This window comes from Desulfothermus okinawensis JCM 13304 (genome assembly GCF_054654515.1).
This window is the reverse complement of sequence record NZ_BAAIEW010000005.1, coordinates 26791-42231: the sequence shown is the minus strand read 5'-3', so window position 1 is coordinate 42231 and position 15441 is coordinate 26791. Positions and strand designations below refer to the sequence as shown.

20 protein-coding genes are annotated in these 15441 nt (G+C 37.0%); 11 read left to right on the top strand and 9 right to left on the bottom strand.

The features are described 5' to 3' along the window. Positions 1 to 95 precede the first annotated feature (95 nt). The 4 genes from tatC to hisA are packed head-to-tail and all read left to right on the top strand — an operon-like array spanning position 96 to position 2833. The gene (gene tatC / locus ACYQ0O_RS03205; protein ID WP_459890661.1) at positions 96 to 899 is read left to right on the top strand and encodes a twin-arginine translocase subunit TatC; all 804 of its coding nucleotides are present in this window, start codon (positions 96 to 98) and stop codon (positions 897 to 899) included. Then, a complete protein-coding gene (gene hisB, locus ACYQ0O_RS03200) occupies positions 859 to 1446 on the top strand; it encodes an imidazoleglycerol-phosphate dehydratase HisB (protein ID WP_459890565.1) in 588 nt (195 codons plus the stop codon). Before tatC ends, hisB begins: the two co-directional genes overlap by 41 nt. Further along, positions 1443 to 2072, top strand: a complete 630-nt coding sequence (locus ACYQ0O_RS03195) for a hypothetical protein (protein ID WP_459890563.1) — start codon at positions 1443 to 1445, stop codon at positions 2070 to 2072. The genes hisB and ACYQ0O_RS03195 overlap by 4 nt, the downstream gene beginning before the upstream one ends. Next, entirely contained in the window at positions 2069 to 2833 is a 765-nt protein-coding gene (hisA, locus tag ACYQ0O_RS03190; protein ID WP_459890561.1) for a 1-(5-phosphoribosyl)-5-[(5-phosphoribosylamino)methylideneamino]imidazole-4-carboxamide isomerase, read from the top strand. Before ACYQ0O_RS03195 ends, hisA begins: the two co-directional genes overlap by 4 nt. On the opposite strand, the gene ACYQ0O_RS03185 is transcribed toward hisA, so the two are convergent. Beyond that, entirely contained in the window at positions 2802 to 3677 is an 876-nt protein-coding gene (locus ACYQ0O_RS03185) for a DMT family transporter (RefSeq protein ID WP_459890559.1), read from the bottom strand. The two genes, hisA and ACYQ0O_RS03185, sit on opposite strands and share 32 nt — an antisense overlap. A gap of 55 nt (positions 3678 to 3732) precedes the next feature. Between ACYQ0O_RS03185 and ACYQ0O_RS03180 the strand changes: the two genes are divergently transcribed. The 4 genes from ACYQ0O_RS03180 to ACYQ0O_RS03165 all read left to right on the top strand — a co-directional run bounded on the left by ACYQ0O_RS03180 (position 3733) and on the right by ACYQ0O_RS03165 (position 6670). Then, complete coding sequence (locus tag ACYQ0O_RS03180) at positions 3733 to 4311, top strand: arylesterase (RefSeq protein WP_075068244.1); 579 nt, start codon at positions 3733 to 3735, stop codon at positions 4309 to 4311. Continuing rightward, complete coding sequence (locus tag ACYQ0O_RS03175; RefSeq protein ID WP_459890557.1) at positions 4308 to 5318, top strand: DUF933 domain-containing protein; 1011 nt, start codon at positions 4308 to 4310, stop codon at positions 5316 to 5318. Before ACYQ0O_RS03180 ends, ACYQ0O_RS03175 begins: the two co-directional genes overlap by 4 nt. An 18-nt stretch (positions 5319 to 5336) precedes the next feature. Further along, positions 5337 to 5879 carry a nitroreductase family protein gene (locus ACYQ0O_RS03170; RefSeq protein ID WP_459890555.1) on the top strand — a complete coding sequence of 181 codons (543 nt, stop codon included), beginning with the start codon at positions 5337 to 5339 and terminating at the stop codon, positions 5877 to 5879. Between the two features lie 173 nt (positions 5880 to 6052). Next, complete coding sequence (locus ACYQ0O_RS03165) at positions 6053 to 6670, top strand: TetR/AcrR family transcriptional regulator (protein ID WP_459890553.1); 618 nt, start codon at positions 6053 to 6055, stop codon at positions 6668 to 6670. A gap of 42 nt (positions 6671 to 6712) precedes the next feature. Here the strand turns inward: ACYQ0O_RS03165 and ACYQ0O_RS03160 are convergent, their stop codons facing one another. Next, a complete protein-coding gene (locus ACYQ0O_RS03160; protein ID WP_075068246.1) occupies positions 6713 to 7147 on the bottom strand; it encodes an FKBP-type peptidyl-prolyl cis-trans isomerase in 435 nt (144 codons plus the stop codon). Between the two features lie 84 nt (positions 7148 to 7231). On the opposite strand from ACYQ0O_RS03160, the gene ACYQ0O_RS03155 reads away from it, so the two are divergent. The 3 genes from ACYQ0O_RS03155 to gltA all read left to right on the top strand — a co-directional run bounded on the left by ACYQ0O_RS03155 (position 7232) and on the right by gltA (position 10875). Continuing rightward, positions 7232 to 8542 (top strand): M23 family metallopeptidase, encoded by a 1311-nt coding sequence (locus ACYQ0O_RS03155; RefSeq protein ID WP_459890550.1) that lies wholly within the window; start codon positions 7232 to 7234, stop codon positions 8540 to 8542. A gap of 71 nt (positions 8543 to 8613) precedes the next feature. Then, entirely contained in the window at positions 8614 to 9450 is an 837-nt protein-coding gene (locus ACYQ0O_RS03150) for a sulfide/dihydroorotate dehydrogenase-like FAD/NAD-binding protein (protein WP_459890548.1), read from the top strand. Positions 9451 to 9471: 21 nt separating this feature from the next. Next, positions 9472 to 10875, top strand: coding sequence for an NADPH-dependent glutamate synthase (gene gltA / locus ACYQ0O_RS03145; RefSeq protein ID WP_459890546.1), 1404 nt, complete (start codon positions 9472 to 9474; stop codon positions 10873 to 10875). Positions 10876 to 10962: 87 nt separating this feature from the next. Here the strand turns inward: gltA and ACYQ0O_RS03140 are convergent, their stop codons facing one another. The 7 genes from ACYQ0O_RS03140 to rnfG are packed head-to-tail and all read right to left on the bottom strand — an operon-like array spanning position 10963 to position 15439. Continuing rightward, positions 10963 to 11709 (bottom strand): histone deacetylase family protein, encoded by a 747-nt coding sequence (locus ACYQ0O_RS03140; protein WP_459890544.1) that lies wholly within the window; start codon positions 11707 to 11709, stop codon positions 10963 to 10965. Between the two features lie 8 nt (positions 11710 to 11717). Then, entirely contained in the window at positions 11718 to 12272 is a 555-nt protein-coding gene (locus tag ACYQ0O_RS03135; protein ID WP_459890542.1) for a 2-oxoacid:acceptor oxidoreductase family protein, read from the bottom strand. Positions 12273 to 12291: 19 nt separating this feature from the next. Continuing rightward, positions 12292 to 12729, bottom strand: a complete 438-nt coding sequence (locus ACYQ0O_RS03130; protein WP_459890540.1) for a SoxR reducing system RseC family protein — start codon at positions 12727 to 12729, stop codon at positions 12292 to 12294. After that, positions 12719 to 13561 (bottom strand): RnfABCDGE type electron transport complex subunit B, encoded by an 843-nt coding sequence (gene rnfB, locus ACYQ0O_RS03125; RefSeq protein ID WP_075068248.1) that lies wholly within the window; start codon positions 13559 to 13561, stop codon positions 12719 to 12721. Before rnfB ends, ACYQ0O_RS03130 begins: the two co-directional genes overlap by 11 nt. Positions 13562 to 13582: 21 nt before the next feature. Continuing rightward, the gene (gene rsxA, locus ACYQ0O_RS03120) at positions 13583 to 14161 is read right to left on the bottom strand and encodes an electron transport complex subunit RsxA (protein ID WP_459890538.1); all 579 of its coding nucleotides are present in this window, start codon (positions 14159 to 14161) and stop codon (positions 13583 to 13585) included. 32 nt (positions 14162 to 14193) lie between these two features. Continuing rightward, the gene (gene rsxE, locus ACYQ0O_RS03115) at positions 14194 to 14802 is read right to left on the bottom strand and encodes an electron transport complex subunit RsxE (protein ID WP_459890536.1); all 609 of its coding nucleotides are present in this window, start codon (positions 14800 to 14802) and stop codon (positions 14194 to 14196) included. 43 nt (positions 14803 to 14845) lie between these two features. Then, positions 14846 to 15439: an RnfABCDGE type electron transport complex subunit G gene (rnfG, locus tag ACYQ0O_RS03110; protein WP_459890534.1), complete on the bottom strand. Its 594-nt coding sequence runs from the start codon at positions 15437 to 15439 to the stop codon at positions 14846 to 14848. Positions 15440 to 15441 lie beyond the last annotated feature (2 nt).

Sequence of the window (15441 nt, the reverse complement as noted above, 5' to 3'; positions counted from 1 at the left end):
AACTTCCAGTAACTGAGCTAGAGTCATCTGAAAACAATTCTCAACCACCTATCCTTGGACAGGAGGAAATCACTCAAAATGATGAAGTCGCTGAGATGAGCTTGTTGGAACATTTAGAGGAGCTTAGAAAGAGGTTGGTTAGGGCAGTTGTAGCCATTTTTTTGGGAATGCTTGCGTGTGTGCCCGTCTCAAAACAGATATTCAATTACATAATGCTTCCACTTTTTAACTCCCTTCCAAAAAATTCAACTATGATATATACCTCTCCCCATGAGGCATTTTTTGTATATCTAAAAATGGCGTTTATATCTGGTATTTTTCTTACCCTCCCATACAGTTTCTATCAAATATGGCTTTTTGTGAAACCAGGACTATATCCAGAAGAAAGGAAATTTATTTTACCTATTTCCATATGTTCTGCTTTTTTATTTATAATAGGTGCACTTTTTGGATATTTTGTTATTTTTCCATATGCATATAAATTTTTCATGAGTTTTGCTGATGTGTACATTAGCCCCATGATCAGTATGAAGGAGGGACTATCTTTTGCAGTCAGGATCTTGATTGCATTTGGACTTGTTTTTGAGCTTCCACTTGTTATATTTTTTCTTGCAAGATTGGGCTTGGTTACATCCAAATTTTTAAGAAAATATAGAAAATATGCAATATTAATAGCCTTTATTGTTGCAGCAATACTTACACCACCAGATGCAGTGACCCAGGTCTTAATGGCTGGTCCATTGGTATTATTGTATGAAGTGGGCATCTGGATTGCCCATATTTTTGGTAGAAAGGAAAACTCTAAAACAAATAGTAAAGAAGATGAAGATATTACAGTACAAAAACAAGGAGAAATAGATGGAGAAGATAGAGTACAGGAGGAAGACAAAAGAGACTAATATTGAAATAGAGTTTGGTTTAATGGGTGAGTCCAGTTTTAATATAGATACGTCCCTGGGATATCTTGACCATTTTCTCACCCTATTGGGTTTTTGGGGTAATTTTTATCTAAATGTAAAGGCAAGAGGTGACATCCAGGTTGATGCTCACCATCTAATAGAAGACATTGGGCTAAGTCTTGGAGAGGTTTTTAGAAAATCCCTTGGAGATAAAAAAGGCATAAGCAGAATGGCGTGGGTAAGGGTGCCAATGGATGAATCATTAGTGGAGGTTGTAGTTGATCTATCGGGGAGGCCTTATTTTGTTTTAAACAACGAAGAAATCCTACCCCATGTAATCTTTGGAGAAGAAAGAGATATCTGGAGGGAATTTTTTAAGTCATTTACAAATAATGCAAAAATAAATCTCCACATAAGCTTTGTATATGGGAAGAATGGCCATCATTTAATAGAGGCTGCTTTTAAAGGTCTTGGTATTGCCTTAAATAGGGCAATAAGGCCAGTTTCAAATAATAAAATAATGAGCACAAAGGGGATGTTAGAGTGAAAAAAATTTTTATATTTTTTATAATTTTTTTTGCAGGGTGCGCAGGAGTGCCAAAAGAAGAAACCTCAGTCAAAATTCAGGGTAAATTGGCTATATCCCCCTTTGAACATCCAACTGTTCCCCATGATGTTTTGTCTGGCTATATAACAGACGAGTGTGGAAAGATAGATAAGGAAGTACTGAAGAAACTAACCAATATTCTTTTATCAAGCCTACCCACAAAGCAAGGTATACAGATAATTGGACCTAATTTTGTGGACCAATGTAAGGAGCTGGTCATTTTAAAAGAAAATAAAACCTATTTAAATCCAGTTAAAAAGTGGGTTCAAGTTGGCAAGTGTATACCCTGTGATTACCTCATTGTCCCTCAATTGTTTGTATTTAAGCCAAGGGTAGGGGGCAAATGGGGGGCATTTGAACCAGCCAAGGTTATGCTTTCTCTTAATCTTATTGATATTAATAAAGGTTCTCTGATTAGGTCATTTTTATACAATGAGACCCAAGAGCCGCTAACAAAAAATATTTTGGAGTTTAAAAAATTTATAAAAAGAGGAGGCAAGTGGGTCAGTGCATATGAACTTGCTAAAGAGGGAATTACAACAGGTATTAAGGAGCTTGGTCTATGATCTTATTTCCTGCAATTGATATAAAAAATGGACAGTGCGTCAGGCTAAGACAGGGTAAATATAATGAGGTAACTATATTTTCTAAGGATCCTACAGAGATGGCCAAATTTTGGGTTTCAAAAGGGGCTAAATATCTCCACATTGTGGATCTAGATGGTGCATTTGAAGGAACCCCTAAAAATTATAAGCTCATAGAAAAGATATGTAGATCAATTGACATACCTGTTCAACTGGGAGGTGGAATTCGAAGTTTAGAGGTTGCAAAAAAATATTTTGATGCAGGCGTAACAAGGCTCATTATAGGAACCATGTTTTTTGAAAATCCTCTTGAATTTAAAGCCCTTTGTAGAGAATTTAAAGGGAAAATAGGTGTGTCATTGGATGCAGAAAATGGAAGATTAAAATCAAGGGGTTGGGTTGAAGATACTGGACTTATGATTGACAGTGTGGTTTCAGAAGCTAAAGACAACGGTGCTAGTTTTATTGTTTTTACTGATATTTCAAAGGATGGTATGCAAACAGGAATTAATCCTGAGCCTGTTAAAAAACTCTTGAAACTTACCTCTCTGCCTGTAATTTATGCAGGAGGGGTACGGGATATAAATGACATAAAGACCTTATTTCCCTTAAAAGACCTTGGACTCCAGGGGATTATTACTGGAAGGGCAATATATGAAGGAACATTAGACTTTGAGGAAGCAATAACCTGGATAGATGCACAAATTGAGTTTAAAAAGCCGTCAACAATATCAGGGAAATAATCGTAAGAAAAATACCGTATAGGGATTTTTTAGTAATTTTGTCTTTAAATATAATTGAAGACATTATAATACCAATAACAAAATGCATCCCATTTATAGTGGCAACTAGAGAAAGGGGACCAGTTTCCAGGGCCAAAAGATAACAATAAAAACCAAGGATATTTAAAATCCCCATTAATATTCCAATAGTAATTGTAGAAAATTTGAAGTAATACTTTTTAGAAAAAATAGTTTGCCCAGGGTTTATTATTTTTAATGCAATGGTAAGAAAGATTGTGGATATAACATACGATATAAAAATAAAAACAAATTTGTTTACATAATTTGCTGCATATTTACATGAAATAGATGAAATAGCACCACATATCATTGCAATGGATGCCCACATAAGTCCTAGATTACGAGAATTTTTATAATAAGAGTTTTTGTTAAATTGGGAACTAATAAGAATAAGGGCCATAAGCGAAAGAATGATTCCACTAATTTGAAAATATGTAAGTTTTTCATTTAAAAAAACACAGGAATAAAAAACTACAATTAATATATTCAGTCTAATAAATGGATAAACTAAAGAAGGGGATGAAAATTTTAGAGATTGAATATGGCTTATTGTTGCCATGGAAAAGGTTATACTGTTTACAAGGCTCAAAAAAAGAGTATATTTATCCAAAGAAATGGCTGTATTAGTTACAAAGATAAATACATAACTTATACAGCTCACAGATAACATAAAAATAATAGTTGTGGCAATGGAATTACAATTGTACTTTGCAGCTATATTATAAAAAAACCTTTGAACCCCTATTAAGAAAAAGGCTGAAAATGCATAAGTATACCAGGACATAATTTTTTTTAAGATAAAAGTTATAAAAGTTCAATTATTTGTTTAAGGGGTTTCTATGGTAAAGATCCTTGCCTTTGGAAATAGTTTGACAGAGGGCTTTGGTTTAAGACCAGATAAATCATTTGCCAGTATACTTGAAAAGCGTCTAAAGGATAAACTATTTGACTGCCACGTTATAAATGCAGGGCTGTCAGGTGATACCACCTTTGGAGGCCTCAGACGGCTGGACTTTTATCTAGAGGAATTACCCCATGTAGTTGTTTTAGAACTGGGAATAAATGACGGTTTCCTGGAATATCCAATTGATGATATTCGTTCCAACTTAGATAAGATAATAGAAAAATCAAAAGGTATTGGTGCAGAGGTATTACTCATTGGCGCAAGGATCCCAGAAGGGCTTTTTGAAATAGATAAAGGATATTGCAAGGAGTTTGAAGAAATATTTACAGACCTTGCCAAAGAGCACAATATTCCCCTTGTACATGATATATTAGGTGGAATTATAGGCAACCCATCGCTTACTTTAGAAGACCTGGTACATCCAAATGAACAAGGGGTTGAAATTATGGTAGATAAAGCAATTCCTGATGTGATCAACTTATTAAAAAAAAATAGAGGAAGGCAGGTAAGATGAAAACAGGTATTTTTGGTTTTTCTGGATGCGGTAAAACCGAGTTGTTTCTCGCCCTTGCAGGGGCTGAAGCTGCTAATTTAAACAGGGCAATGGTAAAGGTAATTGACCCAAGACTACAACCCCTCGCAGAGTTGTTTAATCCCAAAAAGATCACATATTCTGAGATTGAATACTGGGAGATCTCAGGGGCAGGGGCCAAGAGTCTTGGAAATAAAGTGTTAAATGATATAAGAAGCATGGATTGTTTAGTACCAGTAATTGATTGTTTTTCTGGTCTATATGACCCTAAAATGCAGGAAGAGAATATTGAAGGGGATCTAATAATTTCTGATCTGGCTGTAGTAGAAAAGAGGTTAGATAGGATATCTCTGGATAAGAAAAAAGACAAAAATTTGATAAATCCAAGGGAAGAAGATCTGCTTACTAAGGCTAGAGAACTCCTTGAAAAGGAACTACCACTTAGGATTGACCATGAAATAAGAACTGCCCCAGAGCTTAAAGGCTTTCAATTTTTGTCTGCAAAACCAATTTTATATGTGTACAATGTATCAGAATCTGATATTGGAAGGTTCAGGGGATTGAATGAGCAAAAGGAGCCCTACAAGAAAAAAATAGAGGTATGTGCAAAATTGGAAAGGGAACTTAGAGAGATAGAAGATGACCTAGAGAGAGAAGAATTTCTAAAGGATATGGGTATAGATGAATCTGCTCTGGATAAAGTAATCCATGCTACATATGAGCTGCTTGGACTGATCACTTTTTTGACTGCAGGAGAGAAAGAGGTAAGGGCATGGACAATTAGAAGGGGTTCCACTGCAAAGGAGGCAGCTGGTGCAATTCATTCTGATATTGAAAAGGGGTTCATCAGGGCGGAAGTACTCTCATGGGCTGACTTTGAAAAATATAGGGATTTTAAGAAGGCAAAGGAAGTAGGGGTGTTACGACTCGAGGGCAAAGACTATATAGTTCAAGATGGAGACATAATTACATTTAGGTTCAACATATAAAAGCAAGGAGGGATGGTTATGGCAGATATTATGGAAATCATAAAAAACAGGAGAAGCATAAGAAAATTTGAGGACAAAGACATTGAGCATGAAAAGATAGAGCAGCTCATGGAGGCCGTCAAATGGGCTCAGTCTTGGGCAAATACCCAATGTTGGGAGGTTGTAGTTGTAAAAGATTTAGAGGTTAAGAAAAAACTTCAGGAAACACTCCCAAATAACAATCCAGCCTATCTAGCCATAGTTAAGGCACCAGTTGTTTTTGTTATGGTGGCAAAATTAGAACAGGCTGGTTATTATAAGGGCCAGGTTACCACTAAATTTGGTGACTGGTTTATGTTTGATATTGGCATTGCTACCCAAAATTTGTGCCTAACTGCACATTCTCTGGGACTTGGCGGGGTAGTTGTTGGACTATTTGACCACAATAAGACCAAAGAAGTATTGGGTGTGCCTGAAGGATATGAGGTTGTTGTTATGATTCCAATGGGATATCCTGCCCAAAGTCCTAAGCCTCCCAAGAGAAAGGAGATCACAGAATTTGTTCACTATGAAAAGTTTTAAACAATAAAAAAGGGAGGGACATCCCTCCCTTTTTTATTGCACATGGCCAATTCTCCAAAACATTGTTTTATAATTAAATGGTTTACAAATGCAAAAAATGAGTATATACGAAAACCAATTCCTCCTGCACTATTTGTTTACCCAAATATCTATCTGGAGAGGAAAATTAAAATATGAAAAAATCTTCTACTTTTTTAAAACTAAAAGAAGAAGAAAGGGCATATAGAAAAGAGATAATTTTAGAAGCTGCCATAAAGTTATTTTCTGACCATTCATTCTATGAAATAGGTATGAGAGATATTGCAGAGGAGGCAGGAATAAGTCCTGCATCTATTTATAGATATTTCTCCAGTAGAGATGACATTATAGCGGAAATACTGGAACACGAGGCAGAACAGGGGAAAAAATTGCAGCTACAGCGGATTGAGTCTGGAAGTCCAGACCTATTGGATGTTGCAAGGGGTATTGTGGACTTTTTCTTAACAAGAAAATCTACCCTTCAGATGTTAGGCCACTTTTTGATAAATGAGGAAGTAGAAGAGGATGCCAGGGAAAAGTTTATTAAAATCAGGGAGCAATATCAGATAGAATTTGAAAATATATTGCTTGCCCTTGGATGTGAAAAAGAAAATGTCAGTCTTTTTGCAAAGTCCTTTTTTGCTTCAATATTAGGTATAATAGTCAATTATAAAAGCCCACGAGATAATAGAGATCAATGGGATATTGATCATATATATAAACTTGCAGAAGAAGCAGCAAATATATTTATGGAAGGAATGCCAAAAGAATAGATATAGCAGTACCTGGGGCAGACCCAGATACTGCATTGTTTTTTAAGCTGCTACCAGATCGACTAATTGGATTTCAAACTTAAGATTTTTTCCAGCAAGGGGATGATTGGCATCAAGAACAACATTGGTATCATCCATATCAGTTACCCTCACCAACACCTGGGTGTTTTGCGGGGTTGTGAGCTGAAGCATCATTCCAATCTCTGGGTTGATGTGTTCAGGAAGATTTTTCCTGGGAACTTCCAATTTTGCCATCTCATTGTACTCACCATAACCATCTTCTGGAGCAACGTCTACTACCTTTGTTTCTCCAACACCCATACCTACTACTGCATTTTCAAACCCCGGAATAATTTCACCGTTGCCAATTGTAAACTCAAGGGGATCGTGGTCAAATGAGGAATCAAAGACTGTGCCGTCTTCTAAAAATCCTTTATAATGAACCTTCACCTTATCTCCTTGTTTTGCCTTTTCCATGAATCTACCTCCTATAAAAATTCGTTATAAATATCTATGCTACACAAAAGAAAATAAATATGCAAACAAAAAAGGATAAATGGAATGAAAAGAGTTAAAGTGCTTGGTGTTTTATTTGTGATTTTAATAGGTTTGGGAATAGGATATTATGTTTTTACCCTGGATAGGATACCACCCAAAATTACCTTGGAAGACAGAAAATATATAGGGATTAATGATAATGAATTAAGAGTTAGTGTGAAGGACAATAAATCCTTTTTAAAGCAGGTTGATATAGAAATTTTTCAGGGAAACAGAGAGAAAAAGATTCCTTTAGAACTTGGAAAAGATTCTTACTATATTGATTACAAATTAGATCCCAAAAAGCTTGGATTTAATGATGGTAAAATCACAATAGTTGTGAGGGCTGTGGACAAATCCATAAATAATTTTTTGCGGGGAAATGTATCAAAGGTAGAAAGGACTTATATATTGGATACGTCACCTCCTACTATTCTCATGAAGACATATAGACACTATTTACAGGTTGGAGGATCAGGGGTTGCTGGATTTTCCGTTTCAGAGCCTGTGGCCAAGGCAGGGGTTGAAGTTTATAACTATTTTTTCCCAGCATATAAATTTGGTAAAGATTACCTTGTTTTTTTTGCAATACCCTATGATGTGCCACAAAAGGATTTAACAGTGTGGGTTGTAGCCAAGGACTTGGCAGGAAATATAAAAAAGATACCCCTTCCATGTTATATAAGAAAATCAAAATTCAAACACTCTAGAATAAATATTTCTGATAAATTTTTAAATACAAAGATGGTACAATTTCAAGACAGATTTAAGGGGCTATCTCCTTTAGAAATTTTTTTAAAGGTAAACAATGAAGTGAGAAAAGAAAACAGAGAAAAGCTAAAGGAGATTGGATTGGATACTGAAAAAAAGATTTTATTTAAAGGTGCTTTTTTAAGGATGCCCAATGCAGCTAGAATGGCCTCTTTTGGTGATAAGAGGACTTATTTTTATAAAGGGAAAAAAATTGATCAACAAACACATCTTGGGATTGATCTTGCTTCAGTTTCACGGGCTAAGGTGATTGCTGCCAATTTTGGCAGGGTAGTTTATGCAGGCTGGTATGGTATTTATGGAAATGCTGTGATTATAGATCATGGGTATGGAGTGCAATCTTTGTATGGACATTTGTCTTTAATAAAGGTAAAGAAAGGTGATTTCGTAAAAAAAGGACAGGTGATAGGACTTTCTGGTGCCACAGGACTTGCAGGCGGAGATCACCTACACTTTGGAATGTTAATTAGCGGTATACCTGTAAATCCAGTGGAGTGGTGGGATCCAAAATGGATGAAAAATAATATTTTTTACAATCTAAAACAAATAAGAGGTGGCAACTGATCTTTTTCAGTTAAAAACATATTTTCCAGTGGTCCTAAATAAATCAATTAAAAATTCTTTGGAGGTAGGTTATGTTTGAAATTGTCAAGCGAGAAGAAATGGCACAAGGTTCAGTTGTGTTAAATGAAATCAAGGCGCCCTTAATTGCAAAAAAGGCTAAACCAGGACAATTTGTAATTTTAAGGGCTAGTGAGACAGGGGAGAGGATACCCTTAACCATGGCTGATACAGATCCAGAAAAGGGTACCATTACAATTATCTATCAGGTGGTAGGTAAGACCACTGCACTTTTTAAAACTCTAAAAGAAGGGGATGGTTATCTTGATATTATTGGTCCACTTGGAAAGCCCACTGAGATAGAAAAATATGATGGAGACGTTGTTTGTGTAGGCGGTGGAACTGGTGTTGCAGTTTTACATCCAATTACAAGGGGACTAAAGGAAAAAGGAAATCACGTAATTGCTATTATTGGTGCCAGGACAAAGGATTTGCTTATTTTAGAAGACAAGATGAAGGCAGCTTCCCATGAACTACATGTATGTACAGATGATGGTTCCTATGGTCACCATGGATTTGTAACAGATGTATTAAAAGAAATTTTAGAAAAGGGAAATGTTAAGTTAGTGGTTGGGATTGGTCCAGTACCAATGATGAAATTTGTCTGTGCCATGACCAAAGAATACAATGTAAAGACATTGGTGAGTTTAAATCCAATTATGGTGGATGGAACAGGCATGTGTGGTTGTTGTAGGGTAACAGTTGATGGCAAAACAAAATTTGCATGTGTTGATGGACCAGAATTTGATGGTCATAAGGTTGATTTTGATGAGCTTATGAAAAGGCTCAGGGCATATTTGGCTGAAGAAAAAGAGGCCTATGAAAAATTTAAAGCAGCATTACAGGAATAAAAAATAAAAGGAGAAGAGAATATGGCAGAGAAAAAAGAAAAACTCCCACGTCAGCAAATGCCAGAACAACCACCCGAGGTTAGAAGAAGAAATTTTAAAGAAGTTCCTTTAGGGTATACCCCAGAACTTGCAATGAAAGAAGCTTCCAGATGTCTTCAGTGTAAAAAACCATCTTGTAGGGAAGGGTGCCCAGTACAGGTAGATATTCCCGCATTTATTAAACTAATAAAAGAAGGAGACTTCACCAAGGCCATTAGAAAGATTTGGGAGAAAAATAGTCTTCCAGCAATATGTGGTAGGGTATGTCCCCAGGAACTTCAGTGTGAAGGACATTGTATTCTAGGGAAAAAAGGAGAGCCCGTAGCCATTGGAAATTTGGAGAGGTTTGCTGCAGATTATGAAAGGGAACATGGCACAGGTGAACTTCCACCAAAGGCACCTCCAACAGGGAAGAAAGTGGCTGTAATAGGTTCTGGACCATCAGGCCTCACAGTGGCTGGCGACCTTATCTTAAAGGGCCACGAAGTAACTGTGTTTGAGGCATTCCACAAAGGTGGCGGAGTTTTAGTGTACGGCATACCTGAATTCCGTCTTCCAAAGGATATTGTGGCGTCTGAGGTAAACTTTTTGGAAAGACTTGGTGTTAAATTTGAGTATAACACTGTAGTTGGAAAGACCATTACCATTGATGAGCTCTTTGAACAGGGTTATGATGCAGTTTATATAGGAGTTGGGGCTGGATTGCCAAGGTTCTTAAATATTCCTGGAGAAAATTTAGTTGGAATTTATTCTGCCAATGAATATCTCACCAGAGCCAATCTCATGAAAGCTTATCTATTTCCTGAATACGATACCCCAATTGCAAAAGGCAAAAATGTAGTTGTAATTGGTGCTGGAAATGTGGCAATGGACTCTGCAAGGACGGCAATGAGACTAGGAGCTGAAAGTGTGAAAATAGTATATCGTAGGTCTAGAGAAGAGATGCCTGCAAGAAAGGCTGAAATACATCATGCCGAAGAAGAAGGGATTGAATTTCATCTCTTGACAAATCCAATTGAGTTTTTAGGAGATGAGAATGGGAGAGTTAAGGGAATGAAGTGTATAAAAATGGAACTTGGTGAGCCTGATGAATCTGGCAGAAGAAGGCCTGTTCCCATTGAAGGTTCTGAATTCGAGATGGAATGTGACCTTGTGGTAATCTCAGTTGGTGCTGGGGCAAATCCAGTTTTAACCAAGGCAACTGAAGGATTAGAGCTCAATAAATGGGGTTACATTGTAGCAGATCCTGAAACTGGAAAGACCAAGAAAAAAGGTGTGTGGGCTGGTGGTGATATTGTCACTGGCCAGGCTACTGTTATATTGGCTGCTGGTGCTGGACGTAAGGCATCAGATTCAATTCACCAATACCTCACATGGGGATGGTAAAAATATAAAAGGGGACTCTTTGGTCCCCTTTTATATTTTTATATTAATCCAATTTATCAAAATAATAAACTCGGGTTAATAGATTCCCTAAAATATCTCTTCTATTCCTTTTAAATATGATTCTATACAATAACATAATTCTTGATGGTTATACCCACCTTCCAATATGGAAAAAATTCTGCCTTGGGCTTTATTTTTAGCAAACTTAGCTAAAAGTTTTCCAATATTTCTATAATCTTCTAAAGTAAGGAGGCCACCCCAATCGTTTATATATCTATCAAAACCAGCGGAAACTCCCAGGATATCGAAATATGGACAGGACTTTAAAAATTTTTCTAAGCTGGATATAGAATCCATATGGTGATAAATAACTTGTGGATCATTGAGAAAGATTCCATTGGTACCATCACCAAAATGTAAGTCAAAATCAACTATAAGTGCATTTTTTATTTTCTGGTCTTGTAACAGTCTCTTTATTGCCACTGCTATATTGTTAAACCAACAAAATCCCCAACAAGAATCCCTGCTTGCATGGTGACCTGGTGGCCTAATGAGTCCAAAACTAGGTTCACCTTTTAGTGCTATTTCACTTGCCTCTATGGCCCCACCTGCTGCAAGTAGAGCTAAGGCAAACAGATGCGATGATTTAGAGGATATTCTGTCAAAATGTTCCTGGGTGTGTACCAGTAAGATATCTTCTTCTTGTGCAATTATTGGTTCAACAAATTCATATTTCTTTCCAAGAAGTGCAATTGAGGTATCAAGTCTACCACGTGTAGCTGCAGGATCAGATGCATATACTTCCAGATATTTTGGATGGAATACTATTTTCATAACATTATCTACAGGGAAAATTTCTTTTTACCCTCAGTTAATTTCATACCAATTTCAAAGGCCTTAAAATTCAGATCCAAATAGGTCTCTGGAAAACTATCCGTGAGTGTATTTTTTATTGAATCTGGTGATACAATATTTGTTAGTCCCACAAGGGCACCAAGGGTGCAAATATTAAGCCCAAGGGTGGTGTTCAATTCATTTCTTAAGGTCTCATAAATGGGAAGAGAGTAGGTGATTGCATCTGCACTAATTTCCTGATTAACTAAAAAGTCATCTACAATCAATATGCCACCAGGTCTAATGGAATTAAAAAAATTATTATAGGCCCTCTGAGTAAGACATATTAAAATATTAGGTTGGGTTACTTTGGGAAAGTATATCTCTTCCCTAGAAATAATAACATCTGAGCGACTGAGGCCACCCCTTGCCTCAGCACCATAGCTTTGAGATTGCACAGCATTTAGTCCTTCATATATAACTGCAGCTTTTGCAAGTAATATTGCTGCAGTAATTATTCCCTGGCCTCCTGAGCCAGCAAACAAGAGTCTGTATCTCTTCATATTTTTTACCTCTAATTGTTTAGATTTTTCGGGTTATTACGGGAAATAAGGAAGGTTTCTGTCTGACCAATATTTTGTTATAGATATATATGCCAATAAATGAAATGATCAAAAACAATATACCCATAAGAGAAGCGGACAGGTCCTTATTTTTTAGGGGATTAATAAAATTACCCAATATAACACCAAACAAAAATAAAATAAGGGGGATAATATAAAGTACAGTAATGGCACTGCCCCTTTTTACCAGAGAAAATTTGACTTCAACCTTATCGCCAATTTGGGCATTTATACTATTTTTTGCTCTAATAACCATAAAATTGCTGCCAAATGGATCGCAAATCCCCCTATGGGAACACCCCACGCATTGGGAACGTCTCTCCACCTTCACCTTGGCATCTCCATTTCCAAGTAGCTCAACTACCTCACCACTTTCAATTTTTGAACTAAGCTGCATTGGCCTTATCTTCTTGCTCTTCTTCCTGGGATGTTTCTTTTACTAAGCTCACCATTGCCCCAGTTGGACATTTCTTAACACACTCTAAGCACCCTGTACACTTTTTATTGTCAATAACCGGTAAGGAATTAACCATCTTAATTGCCTTTTCTGGACATTTCTTGGCACATATACCACACCCAATGCAACCCACTTTACAAACGCTCTTAACTGTTTTTCCTGTTTCCTGGGAACAGCAAAGGGCTGCTACCTTTTGAGATGCTGGAAAGAGTTTTGGGATATTTCTAGGACATGCATTTACACAACATCCACATCCTGTACATATATCTTCATTGACAACAGGAATTCCATTATCACCCATAGATAACGCACCAAAAGGACATGCCTCCACGCATGATCCAAGTCCTATACAGCCGAACTCACACGCCTTGTTGCCCCCAGTGGCAATTATTGCAGCATAACAGTCTTTAGCCCCTATATATTCAAAGTTCTTTTTGGCATTTTTATTGTCTCCCCTACATTGAATCCTGGCTATCTTTCTTTCCCCTAATGATGCAGAAACACCTAAAATGGAACACACAGCTTCAACTACATTGGCACCTCCAGCTACACATTTGTTGGGTTCTTCATTTTTCATTACAATTGCTTCGGCATAATCACTACACCCTGCATATCCACATCCACCGCAGTTTGCCCCTGGAAGCACATCTAAAATAGATTCTATTCTGGGGTCTACTTCAACATAAAATACCTTGGCAGCTATTCCTAAAAATAGACTTAAACACAAACCTAAGATAGCCATTATCAAAGCCGCAGTGATAATTGGAGACATAATATGTTTCTCCTTATGTTTTTATTGTCCCAATCCCACAAAACCATAGAAGCAAAGCCCCATTAGCCCAGCAGTAATAAGGGCAATGGGAAATCCTTGAAATAGTGTGGGGATTCTACCCAATGCAAATCTCTCCCTTATACCTGCTAGAATAATAAGGGCTAGGTCAAAACCAATGGCAGTGGCAATTGAGTAAACAAAAGTTTCCATAAAGGTATGCTTTTGTTGTACATTTAAAACAGCCACACCAAATATCATACAATTTGTAGTAATCAAAGGCAAATAAATCCCAAGGGATCTATAAAGTGCAGGAGCAACCTTTTGCAAGATTATCTCAACCAATTGTACAAGTGATGCTATTACCAGGATAAAGGCCACTGTTCTTAGGTATTCCAATTCCAGGGGAACCAATATAAAATTATAGACCATCCATGTAATGCAGCTAGATAGAACATTTACAAATAGGGCAGCCCCAGACATTCCAATGGCACTGTCTAGACTGGTAGAAACACCCACAAAAGGGCAGTTTCCTAAAAATCTAACCAATAAAATATTATTTGCAAAAATAGCTGTTACCATCATGAGGATATAATCGCTCATAATATCTACTCCTGGTAAATTAAATTTTTAATCTAAGCGCCTTGACCTTCTATTTTTGTAGAAATAAAGTTCATTAAAGCTAGAATCAGACCAAGACAAATAAAAGCCCCTGGAGGCCTTTGTAATAATCCAAATCCTATATATGATGCTGGCATAACCCTCATACCAAACCATGTCCCAGCGCCTATAATTTCCCTAATGGAAGCCAGGGCAACCAACGAAATAGTATAGCCAAGCCCCATACCAAGGCCATCAGCAATGGAGTACAGGATTGGATTTTTTCTGGCAAATGCTTCAGCCCTTCCCAAAATCAAACAATTTACAACGATTAAAGGAATCCAGATACCAAGTACTCTATAGAGTGAGTAAAAATAGGCCTCCATAGATAGCTCAACAATGGTAACTGCAGAAGCTATTATAACAATAAATACAGGAACCCTTATTTTGGATGGGATAAAATTTCTAAAGATTGAGATAAGAGTGTTGCTCACAAGTAGCACAAAAATGACCCCACATCCAAGTCCAAGGGCACTGCTGGCACTGCTGGTTACTGCAAGGGTGGGACAAAGTCCTAAAACGAATCTAAAAGGAGGTACCTCCTTCCACAGTCCCTTTGTAAACTCTTGAATTAGCCTGGACATGATTTTCTCCTTAAAATCAAGGAATTAACAATTTAATGGACCGTTAGACTCCAATTTTATTTTTTATTTTTTTATAAATATTTACTGCATTTTGTACTGCCCTCATAATTCCATTGGATGTGTAAGTTGCACCACTAAAAGCATCAATGGTTCCACTACCTGGCAGAAAATTAGCAGTAATTGGTTTGTTTTTGAACTGGTTTTTAAACTTTGAACTCTCAATTGCCCTTGTCCCTACACCAGGTGTCTCAGAATGAGTAGTAATGGCAATGCCCCCTATGGTCTCAGAAGGCAAATTAATTGAGACCATCACACCGACATTTCCTGCATATCCTGCACCATAGGCCTCAAGTGCAACAGCCACTATCTTACCACCTTTTTTTGCAAGAAAAATATTTTTTACTATATCCTTACCCCTGGCATCCTTACCCACTACAACCTTTATTCTGTCTTTTACTGGATCATTATCGTAATCCACTGTAAGGGCTTTTTTTAGTGCTGGGGCCTTTATGTTTTTTATTCGTTGATACTCAATTTGTGGTTCAGTGACCTTCTTAACAATGGATAAGGCTCCCCCCCAAACACCACAAACAACAGTAAGCACTATGACCATTCGAAGGATTTCTTTGACATTCACCT